Origin of the sequence: Paracoccus salsus, assembly GCF_021556615.1 — a bacterium.
GTDB lineage: Bacteria > Pseudomonadota > Alphaproteobacteria > Rhodobacterales > Rhodobacteraceae > Paracoccus > Paracoccus salsus.
This window is the reverse complement of the sequence record NZ_JAKGGD010000008.1, coordinates 1-15,258: the sequence shown is the minus strand read 5'-3', so window position 1 is coordinate 15,258 and position 15,258 is coordinate 1. Positions and strand designations below refer to the sequence as shown.

At 67.8% G+C, this 15,258-nt stretch carries 16 protein-coding genes and 2 pseudogenes; 11 read left to right on the top strand and 7 right to left on the bottom strand.

Going from position 1 to position 15,258, the window contains the following annotated elements:
* Nucleotides 1-41: 41 nt before the first annotated feature.
* Nucleotides 42-374 carry a hypothetical protein gene (locus L1965_RS14355; RefSeq protein ID WP_235757136.1) on the bottom strand — a complete coding sequence of 111 codons (333 nt, stop codon included), beginning with the start codon at nt 372-374 and terminating at the stop codon, nt 42-44.
* 512 nt (nt 375-886) lie between these two features.
* On the opposite strand from L1965_RS14355, the gene L1965_RS14350 reads away from it, so the two are divergent.
* From L1965_RS14350 to L1965_RS14315, 8 genes and pseudogenes are all read left to right on the top strand, one after another.
* Nucleotides 887-1,759, top strand: coding sequence for an alpha/beta fold hydrolase (locus L1965_RS14350; protein ID WP_235757135.1), 873 nt, complete (start codon nt 887-889; stop codon nt 1,757-1,759).
* A gap of 223 nt (nt 1,760-1,982) precedes the next feature.
* Nucleotides 1,983-2,810: a hypothetical protein gene (locus tag L1965_RS14345; RefSeq protein WP_235757134.1), complete on the top strand. Its 828-nt coding sequence runs from the start codon at nt 1,983-1,985 to the stop codon at nt 2,808-2,810.
* A gap of 65 nt (nt 2,811-2,875) precedes the next feature.
* Nucleotides 2,876-3,532 carry a sensor histidine kinase gene (locus tag L1965_RS14340; RefSeq protein WP_235757133.1) on the top strand — a complete coding sequence of 219 codons (657 nt, stop codon included), beginning with the start codon at nt 2,876-2,878 and terminating at the stop codon, nt 3,530-3,532.
* Nucleotides 3,529-4,137, top strand: coding sequence for a response regulator transcription factor (locus L1965_RS14335; RefSeq protein WP_235757132.1), 609 nt, complete (start codon nt 3,529-3,531; stop codon nt 4,135-4,137). Before L1965_RS14340 ends, L1965_RS14335 begins: the two co-directional genes overlap by 4 nt.
* A gap of 89 nt (nt 4,138-4,226) precedes the next feature.
* Nucleotides 4,227-4,709, top strand: a complete 483-nt coding sequence (locus L1965_RS14330) for a GlcG/HbpS family heme-binding protein (protein ID WP_235757131.1) — start codon at nt 4,227-4,229, stop codon at nt 4,707-4,709.
* A 65-nt stretch (nt 4,710-4,774) separates the two neighbouring features.
* Nucleotides 4,775-5,449 carry an ankyrin repeat domain-containing protein gene (locus L1965_RS14325; RefSeq protein ID WP_235757130.1) on the top strand — a complete coding sequence of 225 codons (675 nt, stop codon included), beginning with the start codon at nt 4,775-4,777 and terminating at the stop codon, nt 5,447-5,449.
* Between the two features lie 214 nt (nt 5,450-5,663).
* Nucleotides 5,664-5,849 (top strand): annotated as a pseudogene (locus tag L1965_RS14320) (4,5-DOPA-extradiol-dioxygenase); the annotation flags it as partial.
* Nucleotides 5,841-6,158 (top strand): annotated as a pseudogene (locus L1965_RS14315) (hypothetical protein); the annotation flags it as partial. The pseudogenes L1965_RS14320 and L1965_RS14315, both read left to right, overlap by 9 nt.
* A gap of 254 nt (nt 6,159-6,412) precedes the next feature.
* Here L1965_RS14315 and L1965_RS14305 read toward each other — a convergent pair.
* The 6 genes from L1965_RS14305 to L1965_RS14280 form a co-directional block, all read right to left on the bottom strand.
* Nucleotides 6,413-7,393 carry an FAD:protein FMN transferase gene (locus tag L1965_RS14305; protein ID WP_235757129.1) on the bottom strand — a complete coding sequence of 327 codons (981 nt, stop codon included), beginning with the start codon at nt 7,391-7,393 and terminating at the stop codon, nt 6,413-6,415.
* Nucleotides 7,374-9,581 carry a PepSY domain-containing protein gene (locus L1965_RS14300; protein ID WP_235757128.1) on the bottom strand — a complete coding sequence of 736 codons (2,208 nt, stop codon included), beginning with the start codon at nt 9,579-9,581 and terminating at the stop codon, nt 7,374-7,376. Before L1965_RS14300 ends, L1965_RS14305 begins: the two co-directional genes overlap by 20 nt.
* Before the next feature lie 11 nt (nt 9,582-9,592).
* Nucleotides 9,593-10,063: a DUF2271 domain-containing protein gene (locus L1965_RS14295; RefSeq protein WP_235757127.1), complete on the bottom strand. Its 471-nt coding sequence runs from the start codon at nt 10,061-10,063 to the stop codon at nt 9,593-9,595.
* A 38-nt stretch (nt 10,064-10,101) separates the two neighbouring features.
* Nucleotides 10,102-10,467, bottom strand: a complete 366-nt coding sequence (locus L1965_RS14290) for a hypothetical protein (protein WP_235757126.1) — start codon at nt 10,465-10,467, stop codon at nt 10,102-10,104.
* A 179-nt stretch (nt 10,468-10,646) separates the two neighbouring features.
* Nucleotides 10,647-11,996: a ferredoxin reductase family protein gene (locus L1965_RS14285; RefSeq protein WP_235757125.1), complete on the bottom strand. Its 1,350-nt coding sequence runs from the start codon at nt 11,994-11,996 to the stop codon at nt 10,647-10,649.
* Nucleotides 11,989-12,315: a PepSY domain-containing protein gene (locus L1965_RS14280; RefSeq protein WP_235757124.1), complete on the bottom strand. Its 327-nt coding sequence runs from the start codon at nt 12,313-12,315 to the stop codon at nt 11,989-11,991. The genes L1965_RS14285 and L1965_RS14280 overlap by 8 nt, the downstream gene beginning before the upstream one ends.
* 145 nt (nt 12,316-12,460) lie before the next feature.
* On the opposite strand from L1965_RS14280, the gene L1965_RS14275 reads away from it, so the two are divergent.
* The 3 genes from L1965_RS14275 to L1965_RS14265 all read left to right on the top strand — a co-directional run bounded on the left by L1965_RS14275 (nt 12,461) and on the right by L1965_RS14265 (nt 15,094).
* On the top strand, nt 12,461-13,120 hold the full coding sequence (locus tag L1965_RS14275; protein ID WP_235757123.1) for a response regulator transcription factor: 660 nt from the start codon (nt 12,461-12,463) through the stop codon (nt 13,118-13,120).
* A complete protein-coding gene (locus tag L1965_RS14270; RefSeq protein ID WP_235757122.1) occupies nt 13,117-14,475 on the top strand; it encodes an ATP-binding protein in 1,359 nt (452 codons plus the stop codon). Before L1965_RS14275 ends, L1965_RS14270 begins: the two co-directional genes overlap by 4 nt.
* Nucleotides 14,476-14,632: 157 nt before the next feature.
* Complete coding sequence (locus tag L1965_RS14265; RefSeq protein ID WP_235757121.1) at nt 14,633-15,094, top strand: restriction endonuclease; 462 nt, start codon at nt 14,633-14,635, stop codon at nt 15,092-15,094.
* The last annotated feature ends 164 nt before the right edge of the window (nt 15,095-15,258 follow it).

Sequence of the window (15,258 nt, the reverse complement as noted above, 5' to 3'; positions counted from 1 at the left end):
AAATGATTCGGTTGGGGCGAGCCTCCGGAGACTGGCCGAGCCTAACCGGCGGCCGCCAGCATGTGGCGGATCCGGGCCGCGACCGGCCCGTCGCCCGGAACTTCGAGACAGGCCGCGAACTCGGGCTTGCGCGCGGCATGCTGTCGAACCGCCCTTGCCGTGCCCTCGCGGACCAGCGTCGCGACGATCAGCGCCATGCGCCGCAGCGGCACATCGGTCGCGACCGTGACGGGCGCCCTGGAGATCTCGGCGATGGCTTCACAGAACGGCAGCCGCGCCCTGTCGGCCCGGTCGATCTTGCGATCGAAGGCAGGATCCGACGGCTCGCGGCGATGAAGATCGCGCTCTGCCCAGATGTGGCTCGGCCAGCGCATTCAGAAGGTCGACAAGGCGCAAGGCGAACGGGCTCAGCATCCGCATCGGCGCTTCAACCGCGCCGGGGCGCGTGGTAATGGTCTCGGTGCCGTGGGATCTCCTCAGACGAGGCTCGATGGTCAGGGCCTCGGCGAGAGCGGCTACTCTTGTCCTGGTCCGCTAATTGCTGGAACCATAAAACAGTAAAGCCAACAGTTGAACTCGGCGATGGACAAGAAAAACAGGATTGGACGTCCACGCGTTGACACTGATTCGGTAAACTTGCGCCTTCCGCGCGAATTGATCGAAGCGAGCGACGACAGGTGCCGTCTGGAGAAAGACCTGCCGACACGGCCCGAGATGATCAGGCGCGCCCCGGTTCCGTGGCTCGGGTTGACCGGTGAAGACTGACCGCAGCCGGATCGTGCCTCGGTCCATGCTCCGCGCCCCGTCGGCGCATCATGAGCTGTCAGTCGGAAAATACCCGTCCGGCTGCCGCGCCGACTGAACCGCAAGGATGCGACACGCCCCCATGACCCATGCCGAAGCGCGACACTGGATGGTGGACGGTCTCCGCCTGTCGGGGCTTGCCTGGGGGCCCGAGGACGGAACGCCCGTGTTTGCCCTTCATGGCTGGATGGACCACGCCGGCAGCTTCCAGGTCGTTGCGCCACGGCTGCACGGCTGCCGGGTTGTCGCGCTGGATCTGAGCGGGCAGGGCCACAGCGCCAATCGCGCGGCGCATGCCACCTACAACATCTGGGACGACCTTCCGCAGATCGCCGGGCTTCTGGATCAGCTTGGGTGGGACGATTGCGTCCTTCTTGGCCATTCCCGCGGCGCGAATATCTCGGCCCTCTTTGCCGCCGCCTTGCCTGAAAAGGTCCGTGCCTTCGTCGCGATCGAATCCCTCGTGCCCGAGCCGAGTGACGACACCGTCGTCGCCACCTTGCGCGCCTTTCTTCAGCAGACCCGCAGACAGTCCGCGCGCCCGGCGAGATGCTTCCCGACCCGCGAGGGCTACATCGACCGCCGCATCGCACAGGGCAGTTCCCGGCGCACTGCCGACGCGCTTGCCGAGCGTGCGCTCGAAGAAACCCCCGGCGGGTTCCGCCTGCGCGGCGATCCGCGACTCTTCGCCTGCTCTGCGCTCAAGCTGACGCTCAACCAGGTCGAGGATGTGCTGCGCGCGATCCGATGCCCGGTCCTGAATATCTGGGCCACCGAGGGCATCCTGCAGTCCCGCCCCAGGCTTGCCGATCTCGTGCGCGACGCCGAAAGCCTGATCCCCGACTACGAACGCGTCGAGATCCCCGGCGACCATCACCTGCACCTCGACGCCGACGCGGCGGGGCGGATTGCCAGGGAGACCCTCGCCTTTCTGGATCGGCGCGATGTGCGGTGAAACCTGTAATCACGGCCCAATGCGGACCTTCGACGCTCTCGTGGATTCTGCGACCGCAGCCCGCTTTCCGGACATTCGCTGCGGGCACAGGACTGGATCTGTTGATCCTCCCAACCCTGACCGGCCTCTGTAGTCCTACGGATTTCAAAACCGCGCCAAGAGGTTATGCTTGTCTCGAATTCAAGATGCTGGAACAGGCATCGCCCGCAGCGGAACCGGACCCGTGTCAGAGAAAACGCGATCAGCACGAGACATCCTGCGCCGACCCCTTGCCCGGGGGATCACCTGGGTTTTTGTCAGCATCCTGGCGCTTGGGCTCCTCGCCAGTTTCGAGCGCAGCGCGCGACTGGCCGATCTGACGGCGGAGAGCGAGCGCCTTCACGCCGTCGCCTCGCAACGCGTGGACCAGCACGATGCGCATCTGACGGCGCTCTCGGCCATCGCGGTGGCCGGAGTGGAGCAGCGTCCGGACCTCTTTCGCGAGGTCGCGGGCGCGATCATGCGTTTCTACCCCCGTATCATCGGCATTTTACTCGTGCCGCTCGACGGCGAGGGCAGGGTGCTGGAGGTCGGGGTCCGCGAGGCCGATCTCCGCGAGTTCATCCGCGCGGCGGCCGGACGCTCGACCGGCGCCCCGGTCCTGGTGCGGTATCCCTCCGACCGTCCGGCCTATCTGATCGTCAAGCGAAGCCCGAACTCCGAGACGGCGCGCTACGGGCTCGCACTCGTGATCGACGCGGCGGCGCTGCTTGACGGGGATTCCGCCTATTGGACTCGGGCCAAGGCGACGCGCTGGCTGGCCCTTCCCGACGGCACTCCGCTCGTCGGTGTCACCGGGGACGCGCGCGCGCCGCAGTTCACCCGCGCCCTTTCGAGCGGCACGCAGCCGCTAGAGCTGAGGACGGCGATCCGCATGACGGTATCGGATATCTTTCCGCCGGGCCGGGTGGCCCTGGTCCTTGCGGTGATTGCAATGGGCGCCATGGCGCTTCGCGCGATCGGGCGGGGCAACGCGCCAAGGTCCGCGCCGCGGAGGCGCGAGCCGACTTGAGCGGTCTCGAGACCCGTCTCAGCCATGCGTCGCGGGTGAACGCGCTCGGCGAGATGGCAAGCGGCATGGCGCATGAACTGACCCAGCCTCTGACGGCGATCCTGGCGCAGGCGCAAGCGGCCCGGCACCTGGTCGCACGGGGCGACACGGACCGCGTCGCGGGGATCCTGGAGGATGTGGTCGGACAGACTCGGCGCGCCGCTGCCATCCTGGAGCGCCTGCGGACGTGGACGCGGCCGCGGGAGCGCAATGCGGAACCGATCGATCTCAGAGACTGCATCCGCGTCGCTGAAACCCTGCTCGCGGGACAAGCCGCCGAGCTTGGCGCCCGCCTTGTCCTGACGATGTCACCGACGCCTGTGACGGTGGAGGGCGATCGCGTGGAACTGGAGCAGGTGCTGTTCAACCTGATGCGAAATGCCCTCGACGCGGTCGCCGAGAGCGCGGGGGCGCGCGAGGTTGTCGTTGACGCGTCTCTGGACGGCGCGATGGCGGTGATCGACGTGAGCGACACCGGGCCCGGCATCCGGTCGGATGTGCGGGACCGGCTGTTCACCCCATTCGTGACAACCCGGGAAAACGGAACGGGCCTCGGCCTCGCCCTCAGCCATCGCCTTGTCGAGCGCGCCGGCGGCGATCTGGCGGTGGTCGAGGCCCGCGAGGGCGCACGGTTCAGGATCAGCCTTCCGCTGGCGCGCGCCATCCGGGAGGCCGCGGAATGACCGCGCCGGTCTATCTCGTCGACGACGATGCGGCGGTCCGAGATTCGCTCTCGCTGCTTCTCTCGACGGTGGGGATCGATGTCAGGACCTTCCCCGGTCCCGAGGACTTCCTGTCGGCCCTGCCCAAACTCAATCCGGGCTGTCTGATCCTCGACATCCGGATGCCGGCGATCTCGGGATTGAGGCTGCAGGAACGCCTGACCGCCAGCGGCGTGGCCTGGCCGACCGTGGTGATCTCGGGCCATGGCGATATCGAGGCCTGCCGAAAGGCGTTCCGCAACGGCGCCATCGACTTCCTGTCGAAGCCGGTGGACGAACAGGACTTGATCGACGCCATCCAGAAGGGACAGGCGGCGCTCGGCCGGGCCGCCGAAGCCGACGCCGAGCGGCGTGAGACGATGGCGCTGCTGGCCGGGCTGACACCGCGCGAGCGGGAAGTCCTGTCGCTCGTGGCGCGCGGGTTCGCGACCCGTGACATCGCGGGGGCGCTCGACGTTTCGCCCCGGACCGTGGAAAGCCATCGCGCGGCCATCGGGGCGAAGCTCGGCACGACCTCGCCGGCCGAGATGACGCGTCTCTGGATCGAGGCCAAGAGCGCCCCGTAGTTCTACGGAGGCGGAGGGCCGGTCCACGAATGGGGCGAGGTCCCGCGATGGCGTAGATGTCTCCGTGTTACCAGCAAAGGAGAACCGACATGCTCAGAACAACCGCTCTTCTCGCCGCCCTCGCCGCTCCCGGGGCTGCCGTCGCGCAGGACCTGCCGACCAGCCCCTATCTGCCGCTCGCCATGGCGAGTGACGCCGCGAGTGCGGCCCTCGAGGCCTGTGCCGCCGAAGGTCACAACGTCAGCGTCGCGATCGTCGCCCGCGACGGCAACACCAAGGTGCTTCTGAATGCGGACAATTCCGGCCCGCACACCGTATCGAGCGCGAGCGGCAAGGCCTTCACTTCGGCCGGTCTCGGTCGGGACACGGCCGGGCTTGCCGAATTCATCTCCGGCAACACGCAGAACAATGGTCTTCGCGACATGGACGCGCGTCTTGTAATCCAGGCCGGCGGTCTGCCGATCCGGATTGGTGGTGCGCTGGTGGGCGGCATCGGCGTCGGCGGCGCACCGTCGGGTGCGATCGACGCGGATTGCGCCCGTGTCGGTCTCGACGCGATCGGCGCCGAGTAAGTCAGACGGGGTCCGCGCGTCAGACGCGGACCCTTCCTCACGAAAACCCCGGAAAAAGTAAGCCAATGCGCCGTCTTTCCCTGATTGCCCTTCTCATCGGACTTGCGGGTCCAGTCGGAGCACAAACCGCCCCTTCGGCCCGCGACGTCGCGGCCTATGATGGACTCTTCCGGGCCGCCCATCAGGGCGATGTCGCCGGGATCAAACGGCTGGTCGCGGCGGGCGCTGCCTTGGATGCCCGCGACTCCAGGGGTCGGACGCCGGCCCATGTGGCGGCTTTCGCCTCCGAGGACGAGGCACTGCGCGCTCTGGCCGAGGCCGGTGCCGACATGAACGCACTTGAACACCGGGCCTACGATGTCGTGACGATCGCCGCGGTGGCGGACGATCCCGAACTGATGTCGCTCGCGATCGAGTTGGGCAGCGATCCGGGTCTTGTCACCAGTCCCTATCTTGGTACCGCGCTGATCGCCGCGGCCCATCTTGGCCATGCCGAGGTCGTGCGTCGTCTGATCGCTGCGGGCGCGCCGCTCGACCATGTCAACAACCTGCACTGGACCGCCGTCATGGAAGCCGTGGTGCTGGGCGACGGTGGTCCGGATCACCAGGCCGTGCTCGACGCACTTCTGTCGGCGGGTGCTGACCGAACGCTTGCCGACCGCGACGGCGTCACGCCGCTTGAACACGCCGAGGCGCGGGGCCTTACCGAAATGGCTGAACGACTGCGCAGAGAGGATTGACCCACAGGCGCAGAAGGAATTGTCCATAATTATCAGATGGTTAATCCAGAAATCGGCCCATTGCGGCCCTTGGCCGAACAGCACTCTTGCTGCGGTGCGGTGCGTCAAGGCCGCCGTTCGCCGCAGATGCAAGATTTCAGCCCAACTGAAGGCCTGCAGCGCGGACCTTGTCAGCTTGCGAGACCTCAAGGATCGTTTCGGGCTCTCCGACCGGATGCCGTTCGTGTTTCTTGGCCACGGAAGTCCGATGCACGCGATCGAAGACGGGCCTTTCAGCCGGTCCTGGGCCGCGCTTGGCAAGAGTCTGCGACGACCCAAAGCGATCCTCGTCGTCTCTGGGCATTGGATGACCCGTGGGACAACATGTGTGGATGTCTCGGCCAGGCCGTGCATGATCAACACGTCTTCCAGGCGGAGGTTGGCGTCTGATGAACTGAACGACATGTCCGGCGCTCGGCTGTTCTTCAAATACGAGAACTTCCAGAAGCCGGGGGCCTTCAAGGTCCGCGGCGCCAGCAATGCGGTTTTCGGGCTGGACGAGGCGCAGGCGGCCAGGGGCGTGGCGACGCATGCTTCGCGCGATGAGGTCGAGGGATCGCATACGGTGATCTTGCCCCCATAGCGCGAAGAGACTTTCGCCAGGGTGCAGGCCGAAACCGGTGGCGATTTCGTCCACCCCTGCAATGATCCGCGCGTGATCGCGGGGCAGCGTCTCGCCGAAGACGAGCGCCGCCGACATGGACAGCGTGGCAACGATATCGAGGCCGACCTCGCCGCGCCCGATGCTGCGCAGGATCGCGACCACGAGCGCGGCGAGCGCGGGAACGACCCCGGCGATCCAGACAAGGTTCGCGAAAACGGGTTCGCCGGCGAAGTGGAACGCAAGTCCGCCAGTCAAGCCGGCCACGGCCAGCAGCAGGATGGCGGTCTTGAAGCGGTCGGCACGGTTCTGTTCCATGCGGCTCATCTTCCCCCGGTTGAGGCGATTGCCGCTGGTTCTTCGGAAAAAAGTCGTCCGACTCCCACGCCCCTTGCGTTCCTGTCCTCATCGCGCAGGAGAAACAGGGCGTCGAGCCCGTGTTTTCTTGCGAGTGCCGCGCCCCTCTCGGGACCAAGCACCATGAGCGCCGTCGCCCAGGCGTCGGCCTCGGCACAAGTGCGGGCGACGACGGTGACCGAGGCCGGCGACGCGATCAGCGGCGCGCCGCGTCTAGGATCCATGATGTGCGACAATCGCCGCCCGCGCAGCTCGACCCAGTGGCGGTAGTCGCCCGACGTCGCCACGGCGGCATCCTGCAGCGCAAGGATGGAATGGGGCGTCCGGAGCCCCGGGTCCGGCGCTTCCACCGCGATGGTCCAGGCCTCTAAATCCGGCCGCAGGCCCGTCGCCCGCATCTCCCCGTCGATCCCGACAAGGGCGGCCCCGATTCCGTGTTCGTGCAAGGTCTCGGCCAGCCGATCCACGCCATAGCCCTTGGCGATGCCGTTGAGGTCGAGCGCGACGGGCGCGGCCTTGCGGACCTGGGCGCCGTCGAACTCCAGAACCTCATGCGCGGGGCGGCGCGGGGCTTCCAATGCGGCACGGATGGCATCGGGCGCGGCGGTTCCGGGGCCGAAGCCCCAGGCCGTCACGGCGTCGCCCATGCCGATATCGAAGGCCCCGCCCGAAGCGCGCCCGATCTCGACCCCGAGCCGCACGACGTGTCGAAGGCGCGCGGGCACCGGCACCCATTGGCCCACCGGCGCGGCGTTGAGCCGCATCAGGTCGCTGTCGGGCTTCCAGGTCGACATCTGTCCGTCCACGTCGTCCACGGCCGCTTGCAGCGCCGCGCGGATCGGGTCGGCGTCGACGCCCGGCTTCGCGAAGAACAGCGCCGACCAGCGTGTGCCCATCGTCGGGCCGTTCAGGGCGACCCTAACCAGCTCAGTAGACATCTTCGACATACCGCCCCTCGGCCTTCAGGACTGCCGGTGTCAGCCCGGCCGGTGCGAGGATCTCGGCCAGCGCATCCGCCACGCCCGCGGCCATGTCCCGTCCGCCGCAGACCATCACGCGCGCCCCGTTTCTGACGAGATCCGCGACCTGGGCGGCCTCGCTGCGCAGCGCATCCTGAACGTAATGGGGACGCGCCCCGCGCGAGACGGCCGTGATCAGCCGGGTCAGGCGCCCCTCTTCCTTCCAGGCGGGGAATGCCTCGCCGTAGAAAAAATCGCTGTCGGGATGACGCATGCCGAAGAACAGGTGAACCGGCCTGCGGCGCCCGTTGCCGCGCACGAAGCCCGCGAGCGGCCCGATACCAGTCCCCGCGCCGATCAGGATCAGCGGCGCCCGGCTCCGTCCTGGACGGAAACCCGGGTTGCGGCGGAGGAAGGCAGCGACGGTATCACCCGGCTCCAGGGCCGTGATCTGTCCCGAGCAGAGGCCACCGGGATGCTTCTTGACCACGAGCTCGATGAATCCGTCGCGACGCCCGGATGCGAGCGAGTAGAGCCGCGGGACGGCGCTGCCCTCGGGCAGAATGCCGATCAGGTCACCGGCCGTGAACCGAGCGAAGCCCGCCCCGGTCAGCCGCTGCCAGAGCGGGATGCGCGGCAGGGCGAAGCGGAGGATTGCGGTCGGGGCCTGCACCTCGGCGCCGTAGTCGCGGCGCGAGACGAGGGTCAGCGTGGTTGTCTGCGGCTGGACCGGCTGATGAGACAGTTCGAGTTCAATGCCGGCCGCGTCTCCGAGCGCGCGGCCCCAGCGCGCGAAATCCTGTGGCGATTGGCGGTCGATCGTGTCGAGCGGCAGAAGCTCGGGCCAGCCCGTCGCCTGCGCCGCTGCCGCAACGGCCTTGGCGAAGGCGCAATAGGCCGGAAAGCTGCGGTCGCCAAAGCCGAGCACGGCCAGAGGCATGTCCGGCACGCGGTCGAGGGCGTTCAGCCGGTCGAGGAAGCCCTTCGCCGAGGCGGGTGCCGCCCCCTCGCCATAGGTCGCGGCGAGCAGGATGATCCGTTCCGCCCGCGCATAGCGCTTCGGCGCGAAGCCCGACATCGGGCCAACATGGACGCTCTGACCGGCCTCGGTCAGCGCGGCGTGAAGGGTCGCGGCGAAGCCCCAGGTGCTGCCGCCCTCGCTGCCGACGAGCAGAATCGTCGCGGCGCGCCCCGCGGGCTGGTTGCCCCGGATGCGCGGCCGCCCGCGCCGCCCGGCCAGCCAGACCAGGACGCCAGTCACGCCCATCGCCGGCACAGCAAGCGCCATGAACCCGAGCACGAGGCCAAGCGCCGCCGCACCCTGTCCGGTGTGCAGCATGTAGATGGTGTCCGACAGGCGCTCCCATCCCGTCAGGTCGGTCCAAGCCAAGAGCGCGCCGGTGCCCTGGTCGAGATAGCCGGTGCCCCGGTCGGTCTTGAGCGTGAAGACGTCCGTCGCGTCGCCGGGATAGGGAAAGCTCAGCTCGCGCAGCCCGGCGACGGACGTCCGCCGCAGCGTGTCCATCTGGTCGAGAGCGAACCCCGTCTCTCGGCTCACCTCGGTCGGGATGGCCGGGATGGCGCCTCGGTCTGGCAGCAGATCGAAGGTGGAGGCCGTCATCCAGAGCGCGGTCGTGGAGGACAGGACGAGGCCGATCACGGCGATGCGGGCGATCTCGACATGCAGCCGGCCCGCGAGCGGTCCGCGCAGAGGCGCGAACCAGTGCCGCCAGCCGCCCGCCCGACGCGCGAGCAGCGCGGCGCCTGAAAGGGAAAGGACCAGCATCGCCGCGGCGCCGGCGGCCATGGCGATGCGCCCGCCATCCCCGAGCAAGAGCGAGCGATGAAGGTTGGTGAGCCAGCGAAGGGCCTGGTTCGGGTCGGCCGAGGCCACGCCCTTGCCCGTCACCGGGTCGATCACGGCGGCGCCCGGCGCGCCCTGATCGAACCAGTAGGCGGTGATGCGACCGGAGGGCGACCGGCGGACCTGCTCGACGCCCGGATAGACGGCCTGAATGCGGCCCGCGAGAGCGGCGACGGTCAGGCCGGCCTCCGCCTGCGGCGCGGCGATGCGGTCGGCCGCGGGAAAGACCGAGAGCGCCGCACCGCTCAGGCTCAGGATGGTGACGAGAGCGAGGGCCAGAAGACCCGGCCCGCGATGGAGTGCACGGATCATGGCCCAGCCCCTCACATGTCGTAGGCGAAGCTGGCGACGTAGCGGCGGCCGGCCACCGGCGTGCCCGCACTGTCGCTTGTGAGCGGCACCGCCACCTCGTTCGGGCTGTCGCGCATGTCCTCGACGGCCGCGTCGATGTGCAGCGTGTAGCCCGCGTCGAAGAGCGCGTCGGCCAGGTCGAGCGTGATCTCGAGCGTGCGGCCCGCCCCGACGCTGGCGCCGGTGATGCCGTTCACCTGCGCGGTGTCTCCGCCGGTCGCGCGGTACCAGTCGCTCAGATGCTCGTAGTATTTGGACTTGCCGCCGGCCATCCACAGGCTGCCGACATAGGCGCCGGAGGCGTCGGTGACATAAAGCGCGAGATAGGCCCCGTCGCCGCCATAGCTGTTGAGGGTCGTGGTAAGCGTCACCGGCCGCGCCATGGCGAGGCCGGGAAGTGTCAGCGCCGTGGTCAGCGCAAGCGTGGCGAGAAGCGATTTCATTGGATGGATCCTTGTTCGGAGAGGGGCTGCGAAGCGGCTCAGTTCACCTGAACCTGCGGAGGAGCGCCGTTCCCGAAGAGCCCGTTCGGCGGCGGAGCGACGGTGCCCGCGGGCGCGGGATTGCGAGCACCACCGCGGCATTCGTCGTCGTCATCATCGTCGTCGCAGTCGTCGTCATCGTCGTCATCGTCGTGGCCGCGACGCGAGCCGTCCCGCCAGCGGTCGTCGTCGTCGTCATCGTCGCTTGCGAGAACGAGCGGCATCGCTTGCGTGGCGTCATGGAAGAGCGCGGCAACGGGCCGAAGGACGCCATCGGCCGGGGCGTGCATGGCACTCCACGCGGGGACGCCGATGGCGGCGGTCAGCGCCGTGGATGCGGCGAGAAGTGTCAGGATCTTTTTCATGGCAGGGTCTCCTTTCGTCTGCTGAGACCAATCTGGCGCACCGACCTGAGGGCTTGCTGACGGCGCGGCGATTCCCGCTTCAGCTTGCCGTCAGGAAGAAGGCCCCGCCGGTGACGAGCGGGGCCAAAAGCTGCGGGCGAGAGCCACACGGCCGGCATGGCGATGTGACAGGCCCTTTCTCAGACGAATTCGAACTGCTCGAAGCGGACCCGCCGCGGCGTCTGGCCCCGTGCCTTCAGACCCTTGAGGATCCCGTCCTTCAGGCCGGTCGGGCCGCAGAACCACAGATCGGCCTGCCTGACCGCGAACGGCGCCGCGCCGATCAGGCGTTCGGCCGTGAGCCGGCCATCGCGGGTCGTGACGACCACCTCGAAACTGAACCTCGGGTTGCGGGCGGCCGCAGCGCGCAGCGTCTCTATCCCGATCGCTTCCTCTTGTGTGCGGACGCAGTGGACGAGGTGAATGTCGCGCCTTTCCGCCTCGGTCATGCTTTCCGCCCAGGCGAGGAAGGGCGTGATGCCGATGCCGCCGGCGAGCCAGATCTGGCGCGCACCACCCTTGCGGAAGTCGAATCGCCCATACGGGCCCTCGACCTGCACGCGCGTCCCGGTCCGCAAGGTCGCGGGAAGACTCCGTGTCCAGCCGCCCAGCGCCCGGATGGAGAACGTCAGGGCGCCGTCAGGACGCGGGGCGCTGGCGATCGTGAAAGGGTGCGGCTCGGACAGTCCTGCCTCCGGCGCGCGAACAAAGGCGAATTGCCCCGGACGCCACCGCATGGCCCGACCTTTCGGGCTGAGCCTCAACGTGGTGGTGTCACCGGTCTGGCTGATCTCGCTCACGGTGAATTCCCGACGCCGCAGCTGCGGGGCGACCAACTCGGTGAAGATCCACGCGGCCACTCCGGCGATGCCGAATGTGTTCAGAAGTATCGAGAGAAATGGATCTACCCCCGTCGGCATGTCGACGAAGAACTGGTGAACGATCACGATGGCAAACAGGACGCCCATGAAACGATGGCTGAAGCGCCAGATCTGATAGGGGATTTCCAGCCCGATGAAGGGCAGCCGCCGGAACCAGCTGACAGCAATCAGCGCGAGAAGCGCGTTGAAGGCGAGATCGCCCGCCTCCTCACCCAGTTCACCAAGGCCGGTTTCACGAACCGTCCGCTCGAAGTCCGGCTCGATCTGCTGATGCAAAATCATCAGGACCGCCGCGGAGATGCCCAGCCATTTGTGGACCCGGTACATGCGGTCGAGACCGCCGAACAACGGCTCCACCAAGGGCGGCCGTGCGGCAAGGATCAGCGTCTGCGCCATTGCGACAACCGCCGCGGCCCCAAAGGCAATGCCGAGTGCCGCATCCGCGCCATAAGGCGCATAGGTTTTGAACCCGAGCAGCGCCGCCAGCAGGCATGGCAGTGCCACCAGCAACGGGCCGGTCATGGGCAGAGGCGAGATGAACGGAAGCCGGGGGAGTGTCGGAAGGCCCTGGATCGAGGCATTGCCGTCGCGATGCACTGCATCAGTCATCGTCGCCTCCTTCTCGATCACGGCGGGGGCGACCGTCGTCCTCGTCGTCCTCGTCCTCGTATTCGAACTCGATCACCTGAAGCGTGGCCGGGTGGACCGTCACCTCGATCCGGCGCCCCTCGGCGTCGCGGCCGTCGATCTCGTAGCAGCCGTCGTCGATCTTGATGCGGCGGACCGTCCAGCCGCTCTCTTCGGCCAGCCGGGCGACGGCGTCGCGCGGTTGCCAATCGGCCATCGGTGAGAAGCAGCCGTCGTCCGCCAGCGCGACCCCGGCCGGGAAGACGGCGAGAAAGCCAAGAATTGTCACGGTCGTCTCCATGGGCCAAACTCCTCGTCGCTCGCCTCTTGATGCACTTCATGCGCGGCGAAGCTGACGGCAGCCTGAAGGGGCCTGGCCCACCGGCTTCAGCTTCGCGTCAGCCAGACGGATCATGGAGGGTCATCGCACCAGGACAGGGACGACCATGCGCATACTGCTGATCGAGGACGACACGACTCTCGGCGCCGCGGTGCGCGACCAGATCGCAGCCGATGGCCAGTCGGTGGACTGGGTCACGCGGCTCGATGAGGCGGGCGATGCGGTGGGTTCAACCTCCTACGACCTGATTCTGCTCGACCTCATGCTGCCGGATGGGCGCGGCATCACCTTCCTCAAAGGCCTGCGCACCCGGGGCAATGTGACGCCAGTGATCATTCTGACCGCGCTCGACCAGGTCTCGGACCGGATCGAAGGGTTGAACGCGGGCGCCGACGACTACCTCGTGAAGCCCTTCGACCTCGCCGAACTGTCGGCCCGGATCGGCTCGGTCGCCCGCCGCTACAGCGGCAACCCGAACCCGATCGTGACCCACGGCCCGCTCGAGATCGACCTCGCCGCCCGCAGCGTTCACCGCGACGGCAAGCCTGTCCAGCTGACGGCGCGGGAATGGGCGCTGTTCGAGGCCTTTCTCGCCCGCCCGGGGCAGCTTTTGTCCAAGCCGCAACTGGAGGAGAAACTCTACGCGTTCGACGCCGAGGTCGAGAGCAACACCATCGAAGTTCATGTCAGCCGCCTGCGCAAGAAGCTCGGGAGCGCAATCCTCGAGACCGAGCGCGGCCTGGGCTACCGGCTGGGTCGGCCATGAGGTGGCCCGCCAGCCTTCAGGCGCGGCTCGGTCTGTCGCTCGCCCTCGTGCTGACGGTCCTCTGGCTCGCCGCCGCGACGGTTACGGCGGTGATCGTCCGGGGCGAGATGGACGAGGTCTTCGACAGCGCGCTGCGCGAGACCGCCGAGCGCATCCTGCCGCTGGCCGTGACCGACATCGTCGGGAGGGAAGACCAGGGATTGGCCCAGCGGCTCGCGCCGATCCGGGAGCACGACGAGTTCTTCACTTATCTCGTCCGCGATGCCGATGGGCGCATCCTGCTGCAATCCCACGCGGCCGAGCCCGCAGTGTTTCCGCCTTACGACGGGCCGGGGTTTCGGCAGACCGCCACCCACCGCCTCTACGGCGACGCGGCACTGCAGGGCACGATCCGCATCACAGTGGCCGAACCGCTTGCGCACCGCGCCACCGTCGCGCGGGAAATCCAGATGGCCCTCGGCCTGCCGCTTCTGATCGTGCTGCCCGTCGCGCTGGCGGCGATCATCCTCGCCGTCCGCTTCAGCCTCGATCCCCTGCGCCGGTTTCGGTCGCGTCTTGAAGCGCGCGGCGCCCGCGACTTGTCGGAGGTTCCCGCCGAAGGACTGCCGACGGAGATCGGCCCGCTGGCCGAAACCCTGAACAGCCTTCTGGCCAGACTGCGCGAGGCGTTTGAGGCCGAACGCAGCTTTGCCGCCAACGCCGCTCACGAGTTGCGGACACCGCTGGCGGGCGCCATCGCGCAGGCGCAGCGGCTTCGCTCCGAGACGGGCGAGCCCGTTACCAAAGCGCGCGCCGCGGAGATCGAGGCGACGCTCAAGCGCCTGACCCGGCTTTCCGAACGCCTCATGCAGCTTGCACGGGCCGAAGGCGGGCGGCTGCGGATGGACCGAAGCGCGGACCTGAGGGCGGTCGCCCGCGTGGTGATGGACGATCTTGAACGCGCCAGCACGAAGGACCGCATCGCGCTGACGCTGCCGCGTACAGCCGTCATGTCCGACCTCGACCCCGACGCCTTCGCCATCCTGTGCCGCAACCTCGTGGAAAACGCCCTCCGGCACGGAGCCGAGAAAACGACGGTCCAGGTTGCGTTGACCGCCGACGGGCTGCTGTCCGTCGCGAACGACGGCCCGGTGCTGCCACGCAACACTCTGGACCGTCTGACGGCGCGCTTCGAACGGGCGAACGCGAGTGCCGACGGCAGCGGGCTCGGGCTCGCCATCGTCGCCGCCATTGCGGACCGGATCGGTAGCTCGCTCGTTCTGGAGTCGCCGCGTCCGGGTGCATCTTCCGGTTTCCAGGCGTCGCTCAGGTTGCCGACCGATGGCCAGGACCCTCCTGCGAGGCGCGACGCGTAGTTGGAGGCCGGTGCCGAAACATCAGCACGTTCGCGGCCTCCCGGTCGTCCGAGCGAGGCCCATACCCGCCAAGAAGGCGGACGCCGACCGAGGTGAAGAAATCGAAGTCATGGCGGATGACGGCCCCATCGACGAATAAGATTGGAAGTCAGCGCTCTTGGCCGTTCTTGGAAAGATGCCTCCGGATGGGTTCGAACGCCTGGCGCAGCGCCTCCTTCGCGAGGCGGGCTTTACCAAGGTCGAGGTGCGCGGCAAGTCCGGCGACGGCGGGATCGACGGTGTCGGTGTGCTAAGGGTGAACCTTGTTTCGTTCCAGGTTTATTTCCAGTGCAAGCGTTGGAAAGGAAGCGTCGGAGCAAAGGAAATCCGCGACTTTCGTGGGGCGCTCCAAGGGCGAGCTGACAAAGGGCTGCTCATTACCACCGGGCATTTCACCAGTCAGGCGTCGGATGAGGCCACGCGCGACGGCGCGATTGCAATTGACGTAATCGACGGTGACCGGCTGTGCGAACTCTTGAAGGAAAATCGGCTGCCCAGACCGCCCTTCACCAGCGACCGTCCGATCTCGCCGAAGCGCAAAGGGCCGCGATGCAGGACGCAGAGGATGTGCAGCTTGTAACGGCCGCCCACGATCTTGTTGAACGCGATGGCCGGACAGAGCGTGACATGGCTCATGTCGAGGCCGGGTAATGTCCGAGCACGTGGTGTAATTTCACCGGCTCGTTCGGTGTAATCTCAGGTGGCCATCGAGGTGTATGGTCGAGGTGGAGTTTGGCGACTTCA

Excerpts from the sequence above, each read along its gene's own strand:
- L1965_RS14355 (WP_235757136.1), bottom strand. The coding sequence starts at position 374 with ATGCGCTGGCCGAGCCACATCTGGGCAGAGCGCGATCTTCATCGCCGC.
- L1965_RS14350 (WP_235757135.1), top strand. The coding sequence starts at position 887 with ATGACCCATGCCGAAGCGCGACACTGGATGGTGGACGGTCTCCGCCTG.
- L1965_RS14340 (WP_235757133.1), top strand. The coding sequence starts at position 2,876 with ATGGCGCATGAACTGACCCAGCCTCTGACGGCGATCCTGGCGCAGGCG.
- L1965_RS14335 (WP_235757132.1), top strand. The coding sequence starts at position 3,529 with ATGACCGCGCCGGTCTATCTCGTCGACGACGATGCGGCGGTCCGAGAT.
- L1965_RS14330 (WP_235757131.1), top strand. The coding sequence starts at position 4,227 with ATGCTCAGAACAACCGCTCTTCTCGCCGCCCTCGCCGCTCCCGGGGCT.
- L1965_RS14325 (WP_235757130.1), top strand. The coding sequence starts at position 4,775 with ATGCGCCGTCTTTCCCTGATTGCCCTTCTCATCGGACTTGCGGGTCCA.
- L1965_RS14305 (WP_235757129.1), bottom strand. The coding sequence starts at position 7,393 with ATGTCGAAGATGTCTACTGAGCTGGTTAGGGTCGCCCTGAACGGCCCG.
- L1965_RS14300 (WP_235757128.1), bottom strand. The coding sequence starts at position 9,581 with ATGATCCGTGCACTCCATCGCGGGCCGGGTCTTCTGGCCCTCGCTCTC.
- L1965_RS14295 (WP_235757127.1), bottom strand. The coding sequence starts at position 10,063 with ATGAAATCGCTTCTCGCCACGCTTGCGCTGACCACGGCGCTGACACTT.
- L1965_RS14290 (WP_235757126.1), bottom strand. The coding sequence starts at position 10,467 with ATGAAAAAGATCCTGACACTTCTCGCCGCATCCACGGCGCTGACCGCC.
- L1965_RS14285 (WP_235757125.1), bottom strand. The coding sequence starts at position 11,996 with ATGACTGATGCAGTGCATCGCGACGGCAATGCCTCGATCCAGGGCCTT.
- L1965_RS14280 (WP_235757124.1), bottom strand. The coding sequence starts at position 12,315 with ATGGAGACGACCGTGACAATTCTTGGCTTTCTCGCCGTCTTCCCGGCC.
- L1965_RS14275 (WP_235757123.1), top strand. The coding sequence starts at position 12,461 with ATGCGCATACTGCTGATCGAGGACGACACGACTCTCGGCGCCGCGGTG.
- L1965_RS14270 (WP_235757122.1), top strand. The coding sequence starts at position 13,117 with ATGAGGTGGCCCGCCAGCCTTCAGGCGCGGCTCGGTCTGTCGCTCGCC.